Source organism: Ruegeria sp. BE1, assembly GCF_056538885.1.
Map to the genome: position 1 here is coordinate 111,009 of NZ_JBQFTY010000002.1, position 14,145 is coordinate 125,153.

Consider the following 14,145-nt stretch of genomic DNA (forward strand, 5'->3'; position numbering starts at 1 on the left):
TTTTTGATGTCTCCGCTAGGGTCCGGTCTTTAACCGGTTCTAGAAGGAGATCGTCAACCATGACCACCTTCCACAACATAACATTGCAATTTCAGAATGCCTTTTTAAGACTGACTTTTTTCCTGATCTGCGCGGCTGCTTTGATGGCCGTTGCCACGACGCTTTTATCCGCCTTTGGGGTTTTGCCTTGGCTGTCCATGCAAGCCGGATTCGGGGCGGGCCCCGCAACCGACGCGGGGATGTTCATCCAGATCGGCCTGACGGCTTTGGTCCTGATGCTGGCGTTCTACCTGCCTGCAAATGGCCGCATGATGGCGCTGGAAAACAACCACCGCAAATTTGCTTTGAACATGCACGACATCACGCAGGCTTACCAGATGGCCCATGCCGCCGACCGCGAGGGTCTGTTCATGATGTCCTCCGAGTTCGACGCGGTAAAGGAACGCATGGCCTTCCTGCGCCAACACCCCAACCTGCAATCGCTTGAACCCGAAATCCTTGAGATCGCCGCTCAGATGAGCCAGATCAGCCAGGAACTGGCGGATACCTATGGCGATACACGCGTCACTCGGGCCCGCACCTTCCTGCAACAGCGTCAGGAAGAGATCGAGCTGTTCCAGCAGCGTCTGGAAGAGGCGCAGGTGATCCAGAATGAACTGCGCCAATGGACCCGCGATGTCGAGATGGAGGAAACCATCGCCCGTTCGCAACTGTCCCGCCTGCGCGATGAACTGTTTGAACTGCTGCCCGAGCTTTCGGCCCAGTTGCAGACCGCGCCCAATGACAGCGCAGCGAAAACCTCCAGCGTCATCGCCATGTCGCCCCCGCCCCGCGCGGCCGAGTAAGGCGCGCCAGCGCCCGCCGCAGACGATGGCCCCTTGGGGCCTGAGGACGCGGCGCCCCACCGGCGGTGAGGAAAGCCCTGCAAGGGCTTGAAGAACCGCCCGTCCTCGGGCACCAAGGCCGCATGGCAAAGACGACTTTCTCCTGCTCGGCCTGTGGCGCGTCCCATTCGCGCTGGTCCGGGCGCTGTGACGCCTGTGGTGAGTGGAACACGATCACCCAGGACGTCCCCCTTTCGGCTGGCCCCGCCAAGAAATCCCTCGGTGGCAAGCGCGGCCAGTCCATCGCACTCACGGACCTGTCCACCGAGGAAACGCCCCCGCCCCGCACCCTCTGCGGGGTCGAGGAACTGGATCGCGTGCTGGGCGGCGGCCTTGTCCCCGCCTCGGCCCTGCTGGTGGGCGGAGATCCGGGCATTGGCAAATCCACCCTGTTGCTGCAGGCCGCCGCCCGGTTTTCGCGCGCAGGCGTCAAAACCATTTATGTCTCGGGCGAGGAAGCCAGCGCTCAGGTGCGTATGCGCGCGCGTCGTCTGGGGCTTGAGGATGCACCGGTGCAACTGGCTGCTGAAACCAACCTGCGCAACATCCTCACCACGCTTGAGGCCGAAAAGCCCGGCCTTGCCATCATCGACTCGATTCAGACCATGTGGGCGGACAATGTGGACAGCGCCCCCGGCTCAGTGTCACAAGTCCGGGCCGCTGCGCATGAATTGACCACGTTTGCGAAACGACACGGCGTCTCGATCATCATGGTCGGCCACGTCACCAAGGAAGGCCAGATCGCAGGCCCCCGGGTGGTCGAACACATGGTCGACACGGTGCTGTATTTCGAGGGCGAACGCGGTCACCAGTTCCGCATCCTGCGCGCCGTCAAGAACCGTTTTGGCCCTGCGGATGAGATCGGCGTGTTCGAGATGACAGGGAAAGGGCTGGCACAGGTCACCAACCCCTCGGCCCTGTTTCTGTCGGAACGCGGCACCCCCAGCCCCGGCTCGGCGGTCTTTGCCGGGATCGAAGGCACCCGCCCTGTTCTGGTGGAATTACAGGCACTTGTGGCCCCGTCGCCGCATTCTCAGCCGCGCCGCACGGTTGTCGGCTGGGACAGCGGGCGGCTGGCGATGATCCTTGCGGTGCTCGAAGCCCGCTGCGGCATCCCCTTTGCCGGGCTCGACGTATATCTGAACGTCGCCGGCGGGCTGAAGGTCAGCGAACCTGCCGCCGATCTGGCAGTGGCCGCCGCATTGCTGAGTGCCCGCGAAGACACAGCCCTGCCCGCGGATACCGTTGTTTTCGGAGAAATCTCGTTATCCGGGGCACTTAGGCCGGCCCCGCAAACCGAAAACAGGTTGAAAGAAGCGCAAAAACTTGGTTTCACATCGGCCATTGCTCCGGCGGGTGGCAAAACCGGCACTGTGGCAGGTCTGACACTCACCCGACCCTCTGATTTGGTGGGGTTTGTTGGCGAAACCTTCGGAGCAGGTTAAGATAACGCCTTGAGGGGCTGAAAAAAATACAGGCGAGGGCCATGGAAGGTTTTACAATTATCGACGGGGTGGTAGCCCTGATTATCGTCGTGTCAGGCCTTTTGGCCTATTCACGCGGATTTTTACGTGAAGTTTTGGCCATTGCAGGCTGGGTCGCAGCCGCCGTATTGGCCTTTATTTTTGCACCCCAGGTTGTTCCGCTGGTCAAAGAGATTCCGGTCGTCGGAGATTTCCTGCGCGACAGCTGCGAATTGTCGGTGATCACCGGATTTGCCGCCGTCTTCGCGGTGGCACTGATCGTGGTCAGCATCTTTACCCCGCTGTTCTCGTCGATCGTGCAACGCTCGGCCATTGGCGGTCTGGATCAGGCGCTTGGCTTTTTCTTCGGGATCGCGCGCGGCATCCTGCTGGTGGCCATCGCATTCTTTGTCTACGACACGGTAATGACCGGCCAGTCCTATACAATCGTGGACGAAAGCCGCTCGGCCAAGGTGTTCGAACAGTTCAGCGACCGGATCGAAGAACAGAACCCCGAACAGGCACTGGGTTGGGTCACACAGCAATATGAAGAACTGGTGGCAAGCTGCGGTGCACATTCCGGCAGCCCCACGCCGGAACCCGCGGCTCCGGCCACGGAAGAGGCCGCCCCCGCAACAACCGAATAAAAGAAAGCCCGGCAATGACCGGGCTTTTTCTTGTCTGCCTGTCAGACGCGTTCGTTGATGAACCCTTCCCCGCCGCAGACACTACACCGGGTGTTTTTCAGGCCAAAGCACCCCTCACACCGGCCCATGATCGGTGCGCCGTGTATATCGCGGGTCTTGATCACCTCGCCGGACCCGTTGCAGATCGGACAAGGCGAACGCCCCATCCCCCGGCACCGATGGCACCGGCGCTTGATGGTTTCTTCTTTCTTTTGTCCCTGCTTGTGTTGCCACATGGCTCGGCCTCGCGCGTTGTCAGATGTCTTTCGACCTTCAGACTTGCCATTATGACAGCACAAGCCCGGACCCATGTCACCTTTTGATGCCGCATCCGGCAAAATCCAAAGGATGAAAGTAACAATTGTGATCCTTTGATGACACAGCCCTGCTAAGGCAGTATGTGGAGGCCGAACTGACATGGAATCGGAGTCACCGATCTTGCTGCACCTGTTTTCCTTCGCGCCTGCCCGTTTTTCGAAGGCGCGTCTGTACCCTGGGCCATTGCGGCCCCAAGGTGCGCAGGTTCGCCCATGCAGAGGTTCAGATCATCATCGCCAGTGACAGTGTCGCAGAAAGTTGGAGCCCGTAGATGTGTGGGATTTTGGGGATCGCAAGCAGGACACATGATGTCTTTGCGGAAATCTATGACGGGCTGCTGATGTTGCAGCACCGGGGGCAGGACGCCTCGGGGATCGTCACCTATAATGACGAGTTCTTTCGCGAGAAAAAAGCCAACGGTCTGGTCAAGGACGTGTTCAACGCCCAGGACGCTGAGACGCTGTTTGGCAAGATCGGCATGGGCCATGTCCGCTATCCCACCGCAGGCTCGCTGAGCGCGGCCGAAGCACAGCCCTTCTTTGTGAACGCGCCTTACGGGATTTATCTGGTCCATAACGGCAACATCACAAACACCGCTGAACAGCGCGAAAAGGTAACCGCAAAGTACAGCCGCCATCTGCGCACCACATCGGATTCGGAAATTCTGCTGAACGTGCTGGCCGACAAGGTGGCCGATGCGATCAAGGTGAACGGCAATGCCGAGCCGATCCGCAACCTGTTTGCCGGCGTCAAGATGACGATGGAGCGGGTTCAGGGCGCCTATTCGGTGATCTGTCTGGTTGCGGGCGTTGGCATGCTGGCCTTCCGCGACCCTTATGGCATCCGCCCCCTGTCCGTCGCCAAGCGCGATGTGGACGGCGACGGAGACGATTATGCCTTTGCGTCCGAGGATGTGGCTTTTGGCATCAACGGGTTCGAAAAGCTGCGCGATGTGAAACCCGGCGAGGCGATCCTGATCGATCTCGACGGCAATATGCACAGCTTTCAGGCGGTCGAAGGGCAACTGACGCCCTGTATTTTTGAATATGTCTACCTGGCGCGCCCGGATTCGTTGCTGGATGGCGTGTCGGTTTATAAAACCCAAATGCGCATGGGCCAGACCTTGGCGCGGCAGATCGAGGCGGCAGGGCTTGAGATCGACCGTATCATCCCGGTCCCCGACAGCGCCCGCCCCGTCGCGCTTGAGGTCGCCAAGGCCACTGGCATCCCCTATCGCGAAGGTCTGGTGAAAAACCGCTATGTGGGTCGGACCTTCATCATGCCCGGTCAGGAAGAGCGTCAGAAATCCGTGCGCCGCAAGCTGAACGCCGTTCCGCTTGAGTTCAAAGGGCATAATGTGCTGCTGATCGACGATTCAATTGTGCGCGGCAACACGATCAAGAAGATCGTGCAGATGTGCCGCGAGGCCGGTGCCAAAAAGGTCTATATCGCCAGCGCTTCTCCACCGGTGAAATTCCCGAATGTCTACGGGATCGACATGCCCACCAAGCATGAGCTGGTTGCCAATGGCAAAGAGATCGAAGAAATCCGTCAGGAACTGGGCGCAGACGCGCTGTTTTATCAGAATCTCGACGACCTGATCTGGGCCGCCAAAGAAGGCAACCCCGAGATCGAGACGTTCGACTGTTCCTGCTTTGACGGCAATTACATCACCGGCAGCGTCAGCGGTGATTACCTGGACAGCCTGGAAAACAGCAGCCGCGTCACCAAAAAGCGCGCGGATATGCAGGTGCCAGGCGGGTCATGGAACGCGGCAAAGCTGGCATCCGGCTAGGGCACCAATCGAATCGCAGTGTTCAAAGGCCCGCACCCACCTGTGGCGCGGGCCTTTATTTTGCGCGGCTTCGACCTGCATGAGTGGGATTTCGCGCACAACCCTTTGGGGAAGAAAACGCAATCCCAAAGGCTTCGTCAGGGGGCAGATTGCTGTCGGTTTCGTGAACGGGGGTTGGGGTTTTTCTCACTGCCGGGCTTTGCTAGGCCATCGTTCACCAACCACTCACAACAAGGGGTCGGGCCGCTGCGGCCGGGCCACATTTCATGTCTAACGCCACTGTCAAAAGCGCGGCCACGCAAAAAGGCGCGCTCAAGAAAAACGCGGTCTCGGTTCTTGGTGTTTTCGGACCCAAAGCCGAGATGAACGCGCTGATGCGCCTGTCTTCGGGACGCGTCAAAAAGGTTAAGCTGGGCAGCCGTGTGTCATCCGGCACGGTTGTCGCCATCGACGAAGACGGCGTCATGCTGCGACAAAGCGGCCAGACACGGCGCATCGCGATACCCGGCAGCTAATCTGGCTTGACGCTTTGGGCGCAGGGGTTCAAACCGCTGTCATGACCGATCAGACCAAAATTGCCCTTATCACCGGGGCCTCACGCGGGCTGGGCGCGGCCTTGGCCGAGGCGCTGGCACCCGAATACCACATTGTCGCCGTCGCCCGCACCACCGGCGGGCTGGAAGAGCTGGACGACCGCATTCAGGCCAAAGGCGGCGCGGCCACCCTCGCCCCGATGGACATCGCCGATCCGAACGCCATGGCAACCCTGTGCCGAGGCATTCATGACCGCTGGGGCAAGGTGGATCTTTGGCTGCACACGGCAGTTCATACGTCGGCCCTGACGCCTGCCAATTTTGTTGATCCCAAGGAATGGACCAAGGCGATGAACATCAACGCCACGGCCACTTCGATTCTGATCCCGTACATCGCGCCGTTGCTGGGTGAAGACGGCCATGCCGTTTTCTTTGACGATCCCAAGGCGGGTGAAAAATTCTATGGCATCTATGGCGCGACCAAGGCGGCACAGATGGCTTTGGCACGCAGCTGGGCGTTGGAGACCGAGAAGACCGGGCCGCGCGTGTCGATCGTTGAACCCGCGCCTATGCCCACCGCAGTGCGCGCACGGTTCCATCCCGGTGAGGATCGTGAGGGTCTGACCAGCCCGGCAGATGAAGCGGCGCGCATTCTGGCATCGCTGTAAAGGATGGCCCTTGCGGGCCATGCCTCCGGCGGGGATATTTTTGGACAGATGAAGCGGGCGGGTTATCCGATATGGGTTCCGGTACGCCCGGCCAGATCGACGAAGAATTGCCATGCCACACGGCCCGAACGTGCGCCGCGGGTGGCTTGCCATTCGATGGCTTCGGCGCGCAGGGTTTCAGGATCGGCGGAGACCCCGTAAGCGGCGCAATAGCGGTCGATCATGGCTAGGTATTCGTCCTGATCGCAGGGGTGAAAGCCCAGCCACAGGCCGAAGCGGTCCGACAGCGAGACCTTTTCTTCCACCGCCTCAGACGGGTTGATGGCGCTGGAGCGTTCGTTTTCGATCATGTCCCTTGGCATCAGGTGGCGGCGGTTTGACGTGGCGTAGAACACCACGTTTTCCGGGCGGCCTTCGATGCCGCCATCCAGCACCGCCTTGAGCGATTTGTAGTGCTGGTCATCATGGCTGAACGACAGGTCATCGCAGAACAGGATGAACCGGTGCGGCGCGGCGCGCAGGTGGTTCAGCAGGCGCGCGACCGAGCCCATATCCTCGCGCTGAAGCTCGACCAGTTTCAGGTCCGGGAAATCCGCCTGCAGGGAACCGTGAACCGCTTTGACGAGGCTGGACTTTCCCATACCCCTTGCGCCCCAAAGCAGTGCGTTGTTGGCCTTGAATCCGGCCGCAAAGCGCCGCGTGTTGTCCAGCAGGGTGTCGCGGGACCGGTTGATGCCCACCAGCAGATCAAGGTCGACCCGGTTGACCTGTTTGACGGGTTCCAGCCGGTCTGGGTCCACATGCCAGACAAAGGCCGGGGCCGATGCGAAATCGGGGGCCGCCAGAGGTGCCGGGGCCATCCGTTCCAAAGCGTTGGCGATGCGATTCAGGGCGTGGTCGTCCATGGGGGCCTCCGGGTGTTTTGGCGTTCAAACCACGTTCGAGGCAGCGCAACAAGAGCCCGAAACGAAAAAGGCGCGCCCGGAGGTGGCGCGCCTTTTCATTGCTTGAGGCAGGGTTACTTGCCGTCTTCTTCGCGGACGATCTCTTCGTCGGCTTCTTCTTCGTCGTCATAATACCCGTCGGCGCGCAGCTGTTCTTCGCGCTTTTTCTCAACACGGGCGACGAGGAAGATCGAGATTTCGTAAAGCCCGTAGACCACCACAAACAGGATGACCTGCGTAATCACGTCCGGCGGGGTGACCAGTGCGGCCAGCACCAGAATGGCGACCACCGCGTATTTGCGGACCGACCCCAGCCCTTCGGCCGATACCAGCCCGGCCTTGCCCATCAGCGTCAGCAGAACCGGCAGCTGGAAACACAGACCAAAGGCTACGATGAACTTGATCGTCAGGTTCAGATATTCCTGCGCCGAACCCTGGAACACCACGCTCAGCGGTGCTGCGGTTGCGCCTTCGGTTACGGCTTCGCCTTCCGCTCCGAATTGCTGGAATCCCAAGAAGAAATCATATGCCAACGGCGTGACCACGTAAAAGGCAAAGCTCGCGCCCAGCAGGAACATGAAGGGCGAAGCCAGCATGAACGGCAGGAAGGCGTTCTTTTCCGACTTGTAAAGCCCCGGTGCCACAAACCGCCACATCTGCATCCCCAAATAGGGGAAAGACAGAATGAACCCACCCAGCAGCGAGACTTTGATGGCGACAAAGAACCCTTCCTGCGGCGAGATGAAGATCAGCCCGCAATCCTGCCCACGTTCGGCCAGAACATCGCACAGCGGATGCGTCAGAAAGTTAAAGAGCGGCGTGGCCACCGTGAAACAGATGATCATTCCGATCAGAAACGCCACAACGCAGTGGATCAGCCGCGTGCGCAGTTCCGCCAGATGCTCGATCAATGGGGCCGAGCTGTCCTCGATCTCGTCGGTATTCGTCATGTCTTGCTTTCGGTTTTCAACGCGGCCTCGGCCTCTTCGGCTTTGGCCAGCGCGTCAGCAGCCTCTTTCGCTTTGCGTTCAGCCGCCGCCCGCGCGGTCGAGGCCTGGATCTTCTTGGCCTGCTCTGCCCGCTCGGCGGCCAGCTTGCCGGTCTCGCTTTCGGGGTCGAACTTGGTGGGGTCGATGCTTTTCGCCAAGTCCTGCGCGGCCTCTTTCACGCCATCCATGGCGCTGCCCACAGGGTTGGTGGCCGCGTTGAGACCTTTCTTGATCTCATTGACACCCGCCTGATCGGCGGCCTCGTTCATGGCGCTGGAAAACTCGCGCGCCATGCCACGGGCCTTGCCGACAAAGCGCCCCACATTGCGGAACAGCACCGGCAGGTCCTTTGGCCCCACAACGATCAGGGCAACAACGCCGATGACCAGAAGCTCGGTCCAGCCCAGATCAAACATCTGCGCTTAGGCCTTGTCTTTGTCAGTCTCGGGGGTGACGTCCTTGGCGAGCTCGGACGCGTCCTGCTCCAGCTCATCCGCGCCTTCTTTGACGCCCTTCTTGAACGAGGTGATGCCCTTGCCCACTTCACCCATGAGCGAGCTGATCTTGCCGCGGCCAAACAGCACCAGCACCACAACGGCGATCAGCAGCAGACCGGGAAGGCCGATATTGTTAAGCATGTCTTGTCTCCTTCTGCGTCGGCGCAGCGCGCCGGGAATAATGTCTGGCTATGTGTCTACGCCCGCTACGCGGCTGGCAAAAGTGCACCGGATCAAATCCGCCCGTGAATTTGATCGGATCACGCGGTTTTTGCCCACTGGCAATTCTCAACTGACAGGTTTATGTCAGTTGTAGGCGCGTAGAACACCCCTGTCTCAAACAAACAGGAGCGTCACGTGACACAAATCGCTGAATCCGTCACCTTCAAACTCGCAGCCGACGTAACACAGGAAGAGTTCGTAGAGATCATGAAAGGCACAGAAGCCTTCGTTCGCAACGCAAAGGGTTTTGTCTTCCGCCGCCTCAGCGCGGGCGAAGACGGGCTTTGGACCGATACGGTCATCTGGGATGACATGGACAGCGCCCAGGCTGCGGCGGCTGCCTTCCCTCAACAGGATTTCGCACCCGCCGTGATGGGGGCCATCGCGCCCGACACGGTCACCATGCGCCACGATGCAATCCATTGGAGCATCAGCGCCTCATGACGAACAGGCCCATCCATGCGCCGCACCGACCGGCTGTTTGATATCATCCAGATCCTGCGCGACGGCAAATTGCACCGGGCGCAGGACATCGCGGACCGGCTTGAGGTGTCGGTCCGCACGATCTATCGCGACATGGATACGCTGGTGGCCTCGGGCGTCCCGGTCGAGGGCGAGCGCGGCGTGGGCTATATGGTGCGCGAACAGATCACCCTGCCGCCGCTCAACCTGACCCCGGCCGAGCTTGAGGCGCTGAACCTCGGGATGGCCATCGTGGCCGAGGCCGCTGATCCGGACCTGAAAGCCGCCGCTGAAACACTGGCCGACAAGATCGATGCGGTTCTGCCCACGCAGGTCGTGGCCGAGGCCGATGCGTGGAAATTCGCCGTCTACCCCTTTGCCGATGCCGCGCGCGGGCTGGCGCATATGGCCCCGATCCGCGCCGCCATCAAGTCGCGCCAGAAACTGCACCTGTCCTACCGCCGCATTGACGGCGTCTTGACCGACCGCACCATCCGCCCGCTGCATATGGAATATTGGGGTCGCGTCTGGACCCTGACCGCGTGGTGCGAGCTACGCGAGGGTTTTCGCACCTTTCGCATCGACCTGATCGAAACCGTCCAACCCCTGCCCGAGCTGTTCACCGACGAGCCCGGCAAACGCCTGAGCGATTTTGATCCACAGGGCTGATCCGCCCTTCATCTGTCCAAAAATATCCCCGCCGGAGGCATGGCCCGGACCGGGCCATTCCCCTCACTTGAAATAGGGTTCCGGATCAACGGACTCGAACCCCTGACGCACCTCGAAATGCACATAGGAGTTGTCTCCGCCCCGCAGGGCCGCGATCTGTTGCCCGCGCCGCACCCGGTCGCCTTTCTTGACCGAGACCTTGTCGACATTGGCATAAACTGTCAGCAAGTCATTATTGTGCTTGATCACGATGATCGGCACCTGATCGGCATCCGCCGTGATCGCCGCAACGGTTCCGGCCTCTGCCGCTTTGACGGGCGTGCCCGGCGAGGCAGCAATGTCGATGCCTTCGTTCTTGCCCTTTTCATAGGTCCGGATGATCGTCCCGGTAACTGGCAGCGCCAGGGCCGAGTTGCTCTGATTGGTCGGCGCCTCAGCTGTGACATCAGGTGCAGGCACAGCCGGTGCAATCTCTTCGTCGGGCAAAGGCTGGGTGGCGCTCGGCGGTGTCGGGGTGGGTGATCCCTGCCCCGGCTGCGTGACATTGGTCGCGGGCACAGCCGCCTGTTGCGGCGCTGGCTGGTTCTTGATCGGGATCAGCAGGAACTGCCCTTCGCGGACGGTGAATTCGGTATCCAGCCCGTTCCACTCGGCCAGCGCGTTGACCGGCACATCATAAAGGCGCGAGATGGTAAAGGCCGTCTCACCCCGTTTGACCTGGTGGCGGACCGGCTCGGGCCCAGATGCCGCGGGCGGTGTCGGGGCCGGAGCGACCGCCGGCTGTGCCGGTTCCAGCGTCGAGGTCCGCACGCTTCCATCCGCCGGAGCCTCATCAATCGCGGTTCCTGCGATGGTGGCGATATCCACCGTGCTGGCTGCGCTGACGGTACGCGGCAAAGCGATCACTTCGCCATCGCGCAGCTGATCATTGGGCTGCAATCCGTTAAAGCTGGCCAGTTCCCCGACCGGCAGGCCGACACGTGCGGCCACATCGCCAACCGTGTCCCCCCGGCGGGCGACGGCCACTTGATAGTTGGGATACGTGATCACCCCGCGCGCATCCGGCGCCGGGCGGCTCGCGGTCACGGATTGTGCGGCGTTGGCGGTCGAAAATCCGCCCACATTGCCCCGCAGGTCATAGTCGAACGGGCCTTCGCATCCGGCCAGAACGGCGACAACCACAACCCCTGTCGCGCAGCGAAGCATCGCTGATTTGGAAACTGCTCTCATTTTACTGTCCTCGGCACCTGCCCCTGTTTTCCGGGGTTCCGGCGCAATGAATATCCTTTAGGCCCCGTCTTTTCCCAGCCCTTCCAGCAAGGGCACAAAGCGGACGGGCAACAACTCGTCATAGTCCAGACCGGATTCGGTACGCCGGACCCGGATCAGGGTCTGAACCGTATCCGACTGTCCCACCGGCAATACCATGATACCGCCGATTTTCAGCTGCGCCAAGAGCGGCCCGGGCGGGTCTTCTGCCGCAGCTGTCACAATTATTCGATCAAAGGGCGCCTGTTCGGGCAAACCGAACGATCCATCGGTCAGCATCGCGGTCACATTGGTCAGGCCCATATCGCGAAACAGTTGCCCGGTTTCACGCACCAGCCGCTTGTGCCGTTCCACCGTGTAGACCCGACGCGCCAGTTTGGACAGGATCGCCGCCTGATAGCCCGAGCCGGTGCCGACCTCCAGCACCGTGTCCCTCGGGCTGACCTCAAGCGCCTGTGTCATCAGTCCCACGACCGAGGGCTGGCTGATCGTCTGGCCGCAGGCAATCGGCAGCGGCGTGTCCTCATATGCGCGATCAGCAAACAGACCTTTGACAAACCGGCCCCGGTCGATCTGTTCCATCGCTGCCAAAACGCGCGCATCCGTCACCCCGCGCGAGCGCAAGGCGAACAGGAATTGCATGGTTGTTTCGGGGTCCAGTCCGCTCATTCGATTGTCTTCAACGCCTGCAATGTGTCATGCGCCGTCAGATCGGCCCGCATCGGCGTGACCGAGATATAACCCGCCAGATTGACCGCCGCATCCGTTCCAGGCGCGGTCGGGTTATGCTGATAGCCGCCCTTGACCCACAGAAACCGCCGCCCCGAGGGCGAGCTGTGCGGCTCAACCGAGAAATGTGTGTCGCGGCGATAGCCTTGCGGTGCAACACGGGTGCCCAGCACCTCATCCGCTGGGACGGGCGGGAAATTCACGTTGTAAAACAGGCGGTAATCGCCCTGCTCTGCCGGATTTGCGTCCAGAATCTTGCGCACCAGATCAGCCCCGTATCGGGTCGCGGCCTCGAACGGGTCATCCAGGCCCAGATTGCGTGGACCGTAATATTGCGACATGGCAATCGCGGGAACGCCTTGCAAGGCCGCCTCCATCGCGCCGCCGATTGTGCCGGAATAGAGCGTGTTTTCCGCCGAGTTGTTCCCCCGGTTCACACCCGAAAGCACCAGATCGGGGGGCGCGTCCTTCATCACGTCATGCAGACCAGCCAGCACACAATCGGCCGGCGACCCCTCGGCGGCATAGCGACGCTCGGCCAGTTTGGCGACCATCATCGGGCGGGTGTAGCTGATGCAATGGCCAACGCCAGACTGCTCAAACGCAGGTGCGACGATCCAGACCTCACCATCCGGTCCGGCCAGATCCGCCGCGATCTTTTCCAGCGCGATCAGACCCGGCGCGTTGATCCCGTCATCATTGGTCAAAAGAATACGCATATGCCCCATCCACCGCAGCGTTTTGACCTTGATAGACGCGCCCCTGCGCGGCGGCAAGCAAAGCGCGCCAGCAATCTGAGGCTTTCGCGCACCACTTTGACCTAAACTGTGATTTCAAAGCCTAAACCGGGAAGATAAAGCACCGATCCCGGCGCACCGTCAGCCACATCACCCGTCCCGGTTGCGGTACAAACACATTCGGCACCGTGGCCTTCAGGATCGAGCCGTCATAATCCATCCGAAACTCGATCAGGCTTTCATTGCCCAGAAAACGCGCGCGCTGTACCACGCCGCGCGCTGCAACCCCGTCTGAGACAGTGGGCACGGGCCCTTTGCCGTTGCGATCAAAGTCCAGCCGCACATATTGCGGGCGAAAGACGATCTCAACATCCGTCCCGTCGGCATGACCCGGGGCCAGAAACTGACCAAAAGGCGTATCGGCCAGTGCCCCGTTGACTTGGGACTTCAAGACATTGACATCACTGAAAAAAGCCACCGCCGCCTTGTCCGCCGGGCGGGTATAAACATTATAGGGCGCGCCCTGCTGCACGATCTTGCCGCGCCGCATCAAAGCGATCTCATCGGCCATGCGCATCGCCTCTTCCGGCTCATGCGTGACCAGCACCACGGCGGCGTCTTCTTCCTTGAGAATGGCCAACGTCTCATCCCGGATGCCATCCCGCAGGCGGTTATCCAGACCCGAGAACGGCTCATCCATCAACATGATCCGAGGGCGCGGCGCCAATGCACGGGCCAGCGCCACGCGCTGCTGCTCCCCTCCTGACAGGTGATGCGGGAACTTGTCGATGAAGTGAATCAGATCGACCTTGCGCAGCAGCTCCTCGACCCGGGCGCGCTTGGCCTCTTTGCTGCCTTTCAGGCCAAAACCCACGTTGTCGGCGACGCTCAGATGCGGGAACAGGGCAAAGTCCTGAAACATAAGACCAATGGCGCGGCGTTCAGGCGGGACACGGAATACCGTGTCGCAGATCAGCTTGCCATCCACGAAAATCTCGCCCGATTCCTGCATTTCGACCCCGGCAATCATGCGCAGCGTGGTCGATTTTCCGCAGCCAGACGGGCCCAACAAGCAGGTCACCGTTCCCGCCTGAACCGTCAGAGAGACATTGTCCACAACAACCCGCCCCTCATACCGGGCCACCAGATTGCGGATTTCTAGCCGAGGAGGAGCTGCGTCACCTGTCACCGATACATCCCAATGCAATTTCCCGAGCGAATTCATCGGGCTTAGGCCGGGATAACAACCCTGTCCCGCAGGTGCAAGAGATCAGCCGAGG

16 protein-coding genes are annotated in these 14,145 nt (G+C 60.8%); 8 read left to right on the top strand and 8 right to left on the bottom strand.

From position 1 onward, the window contains the following. Positions 1-59: 59 nt before the first annotated feature. From ACR0J5_RS06715 to ACR0J5_RS06740, 6 genes are all read left to right on the top strand, one after another. Positions 60-845, top strand: a complete 786-nt coding sequence (locus ACR0J5_RS06715) for a DNA repair protein (protein WP_480651652.1) — start codon at positions 60-62, stop codon at positions 843-845. A gap of 122 nt (positions 846-967) precedes the next feature. Next, positions 968-2,329: a DNA repair protein RadA gene (radA, locus tag ACR0J5_RS06720; RefSeq protein WP_475209158.1), complete on the top strand. Its 1,362-nt coding sequence runs from the start codon at positions 968-970 to the stop codon at positions 2,327-2,329. A 41-nt stretch (positions 2,330-2,370) separates the two neighbouring features. Then, positions 2,371-2,994 (top strand): CvpA family protein, encoded by a 624-nt coding sequence (locus ACR0J5_RS06725; RefSeq protein WP_480651654.1) that lies wholly within the window; start codon positions 2,371-2,373, stop codon positions 2,992-2,994. 628 nt (positions 2,995-3,622) lie between these two features. After that, the gene (gene purF / locus ACR0J5_RS06730) at positions 3,623-5,146 is read left to right on the top strand and encodes an amidophosphoribosyltransferase (protein ID WP_480651655.1); all 1,524 of its coding nucleotides are present in this window, start codon (positions 3,623-3,625) and stop codon (positions 5,144-5,146) included. Positions 5,147-5,412: 266 nt separating this feature from the next. Then, entirely contained in the window at positions 5,413-5,661 is a 249-nt protein-coding gene (locus tag ACR0J5_RS06735; RefSeq protein WP_480651657.1) for a hypothetical protein, read from the top strand. A gap of 41 nt (positions 5,662-5,702) precedes the next feature. Further along, positions 5,703-6,347 (top strand): SDR family NAD(P)-dependent oxidoreductase, encoded by a 645-nt coding sequence (locus ACR0J5_RS06740; protein WP_480651659.1) that lies wholly within the window; start codon positions 5,703-5,705, stop codon positions 6,345-6,347. A 62-nt stretch (positions 6,348-6,409) separates the two neighbouring features. Here the strand turns inward: ACR0J5_RS06740 and ACR0J5_RS06745 are convergent, their stop codons facing one another. The 4 genes from ACR0J5_RS06745 to ACR0J5_RS06760 form a co-directional block, all read right to left on the bottom strand. After that, entirely contained in the window at positions 6,410-7,252 is an 843-nt protein-coding gene (locus tag ACR0J5_RS06745) for an ATP-binding protein (protein ID WP_480651661.1), read from the bottom strand. A 113-nt stretch (positions 7,253-7,365) separates the two neighbouring features. Further along, on the bottom strand, positions 7,366-8,241 hold the full coding sequence (gene tatC / locus ACR0J5_RS06750) for a twin-arginine translocase subunit TatC (protein WP_480651663.1): 876 nt from the start codon (positions 8,239-8,241) through the stop codon (positions 7,366-7,368). After that, positions 8,238-8,696 (bottom strand): Sec-independent protein translocase protein TatB, encoded by a 459-nt coding sequence (tatB, locus tag ACR0J5_RS06755; RefSeq protein WP_170788694.1) that lies wholly within the window; start codon positions 8,694-8,696, stop codon positions 8,238-8,240. Before tatB ends, tatC begins: the two co-directional genes overlap by 4 nt. Positions 8,697-8,702: 6 nt before the next feature. Further along, entirely contained in the window at positions 8,703-8,918 is a 216-nt protein-coding gene (locus ACR0J5_RS06760) for a twin-arginine translocase TatA/TatE family subunit (protein ID WP_039531114.1), read from the bottom strand. A 216-nt stretch (positions 8,919-9,134) separates the two neighbouring features. On the opposite strand from ACR0J5_RS06760, the gene ACR0J5_RS06765 reads away from it, so the two are divergent. Continuing rightward, a complete protein-coding gene (locus ACR0J5_RS06765) occupies positions 9,135-9,443 on the top strand; it encodes a hypothetical protein (protein ID WP_480651665.1) in 309 nt (102 codons plus the stop codon). Between the two features lie 15 nt (positions 9,444-9,458). Next, positions 9,459-10,130 carry a helix-turn-helix transcriptional regulator gene (locus tag ACR0J5_RS06770; protein WP_480651667.1) on the top strand — a complete coding sequence of 224 codons (672 nt, stop codon included), beginning with the start codon at positions 9,459-9,461 and terminating at the stop codon, positions 10,128-10,130. A gap of 63 nt (positions 10,131-10,193) precedes the next feature. Here the strand turns inward: ACR0J5_RS06770 and ACR0J5_RS06775 are convergent, their stop codons facing one another. From ACR0J5_RS06775 to ACR0J5_RS06790, 4 genes are all read right to left on the bottom strand, one after another. Next, entirely contained in the window at positions 10,194-11,360 is a 1,167-nt protein-coding gene (locus ACR0J5_RS06775; RefSeq protein WP_480651669.1) for a peptidoglycan DD-metalloendopeptidase family protein, read from the bottom strand. 57 nt (positions 11,361-11,417) lie between these two features. Next, complete coding sequence (locus tag ACR0J5_RS06780) at positions 11,418-12,068, bottom strand: protein-L-isoaspartate(D-aspartate) O-methyltransferase (protein ID WP_480651671.1); 651 nt, start codon at positions 12,066-12,068, stop codon at positions 11,418-11,420. Further along, positions 12,065-12,847, bottom strand: a complete 783-nt coding sequence (gene surE / locus ACR0J5_RS06785) for a 5'/3'-nucleotidase SurE (RefSeq protein ID WP_480651673.1) — start codon at positions 12,845-12,847, stop codon at positions 12,065-12,067. Before surE ends, ACR0J5_RS06780 begins: the two co-directional genes overlap by 4 nt. A 121-nt stretch (positions 12,848-12,968) precedes the next feature. Next, positions 12,969-14,090, bottom strand: a complete 1,122-nt coding sequence (locus ACR0J5_RS06790; protein WP_480651675.1) for an ABC transporter ATP-binding protein — start codon at positions 14,088-14,090, stop codon at positions 12,969-12,971. Between the last annotated feature and the right edge of the window lie 55 nt (positions 14,091-14,145).

Excerpts from the sequence above, each read along its gene's own strand:
- ACR0J5_RS06715 (WP_480651652.1), top strand. The coding sequence starts at position 60 with ATGACCACCTTCCACAACATAACATTGCAATTTCAGAATGCCTTTTTA.
- radA (WP_475209158.1), top strand. The coding sequence starts at position 968 with ATGGCAAAGACGACTTTCTCCTGCTCGGCCTGTGGCGCGTCCCATTCG.
- ACR0J5_RS06725 (WP_480651654.1), top strand. The coding sequence starts at position 2,371 with ATGGAAGGTTTTACAATTATCGACGGGGTGGTAGCCCTGATTATCGTC.
- purF (WP_480651655.1), top strand. The coding sequence starts at position 3,623 with ATGTGTGGGATTTTGGGGATCGCAAGCAGGACACATGATGTCTTTGCG.
- ACR0J5_RS06735 (WP_480651657.1), top strand. The coding sequence starts at position 5,413 with ATGTCTAACGCCACTGTCAAAAGCGCGGCCACGCAAAAAGGCGCGCTC.
- ACR0J5_RS06740 (WP_480651659.1), top strand. The coding sequence starts at position 5,703 with ATGACCGATCAGACCAAAATTGCCCTTATCACCGGGGCCTCACGCGGG.
- ACR0J5_RS06745 (WP_480651661.1), bottom strand. The coding sequence starts at position 7,252 with ATGGACGACCACGCCCTGAATCGCATCGCCAACGCTTTGGAACGGATG.
- tatC (WP_480651663.1), bottom strand. The coding sequence starts at position 8,241 with ATGACGAATACCGACGAGATCGAGGACAGCTCGGCCCCATTGATCGAG.
- tatB (WP_170788694.1), bottom strand. The coding sequence starts at position 8,696 with ATGTTTGATCTGGGCTGGACCGAGCTTCTGGTCATCGGCGTTGTTGCC.
- ACR0J5_RS06760 (WP_039531114.1), bottom strand. The coding sequence starts at position 8,918 with ATGCTTAACAATATCGGCCTTCCCGGTCTGCTGCTGATCGCCGTTGTG.
- ACR0J5_RS06770 (WP_480651667.1), top strand. The coding sequence starts at position 9,459 with ATGCGCCGCACCGACCGGCTGTTTGATATCATCCAGATCCTGCGCGAC.
- ACR0J5_RS06775 (WP_480651669.1), bottom strand. The coding sequence starts at position 11,360 with ATGAGAGCAGTTTCCAAATCAGCGATGCTTCGCTGCGCGACAGGGGTT.
- ACR0J5_RS06780 (WP_480651671.1), bottom strand. The coding sequence starts at position 12,068 with ATGAGCGGACTGGACCCCGAAACAACCATGCAATTCCTGTTCGCCTTG.
- surE (WP_480651673.1), bottom strand. The coding sequence starts at position 12,847 with ATGCGTATTCTTTTGACCAATGATGACGGGATCAACGCGCCGGGTCTG.
- ACR0J5_RS06790 (WP_480651675.1), bottom strand. The coding sequence starts at position 14,090 with ATGAATTCGCTCGGGAAATTGCATTGGGATGTATCGGTGACAGGTGAC.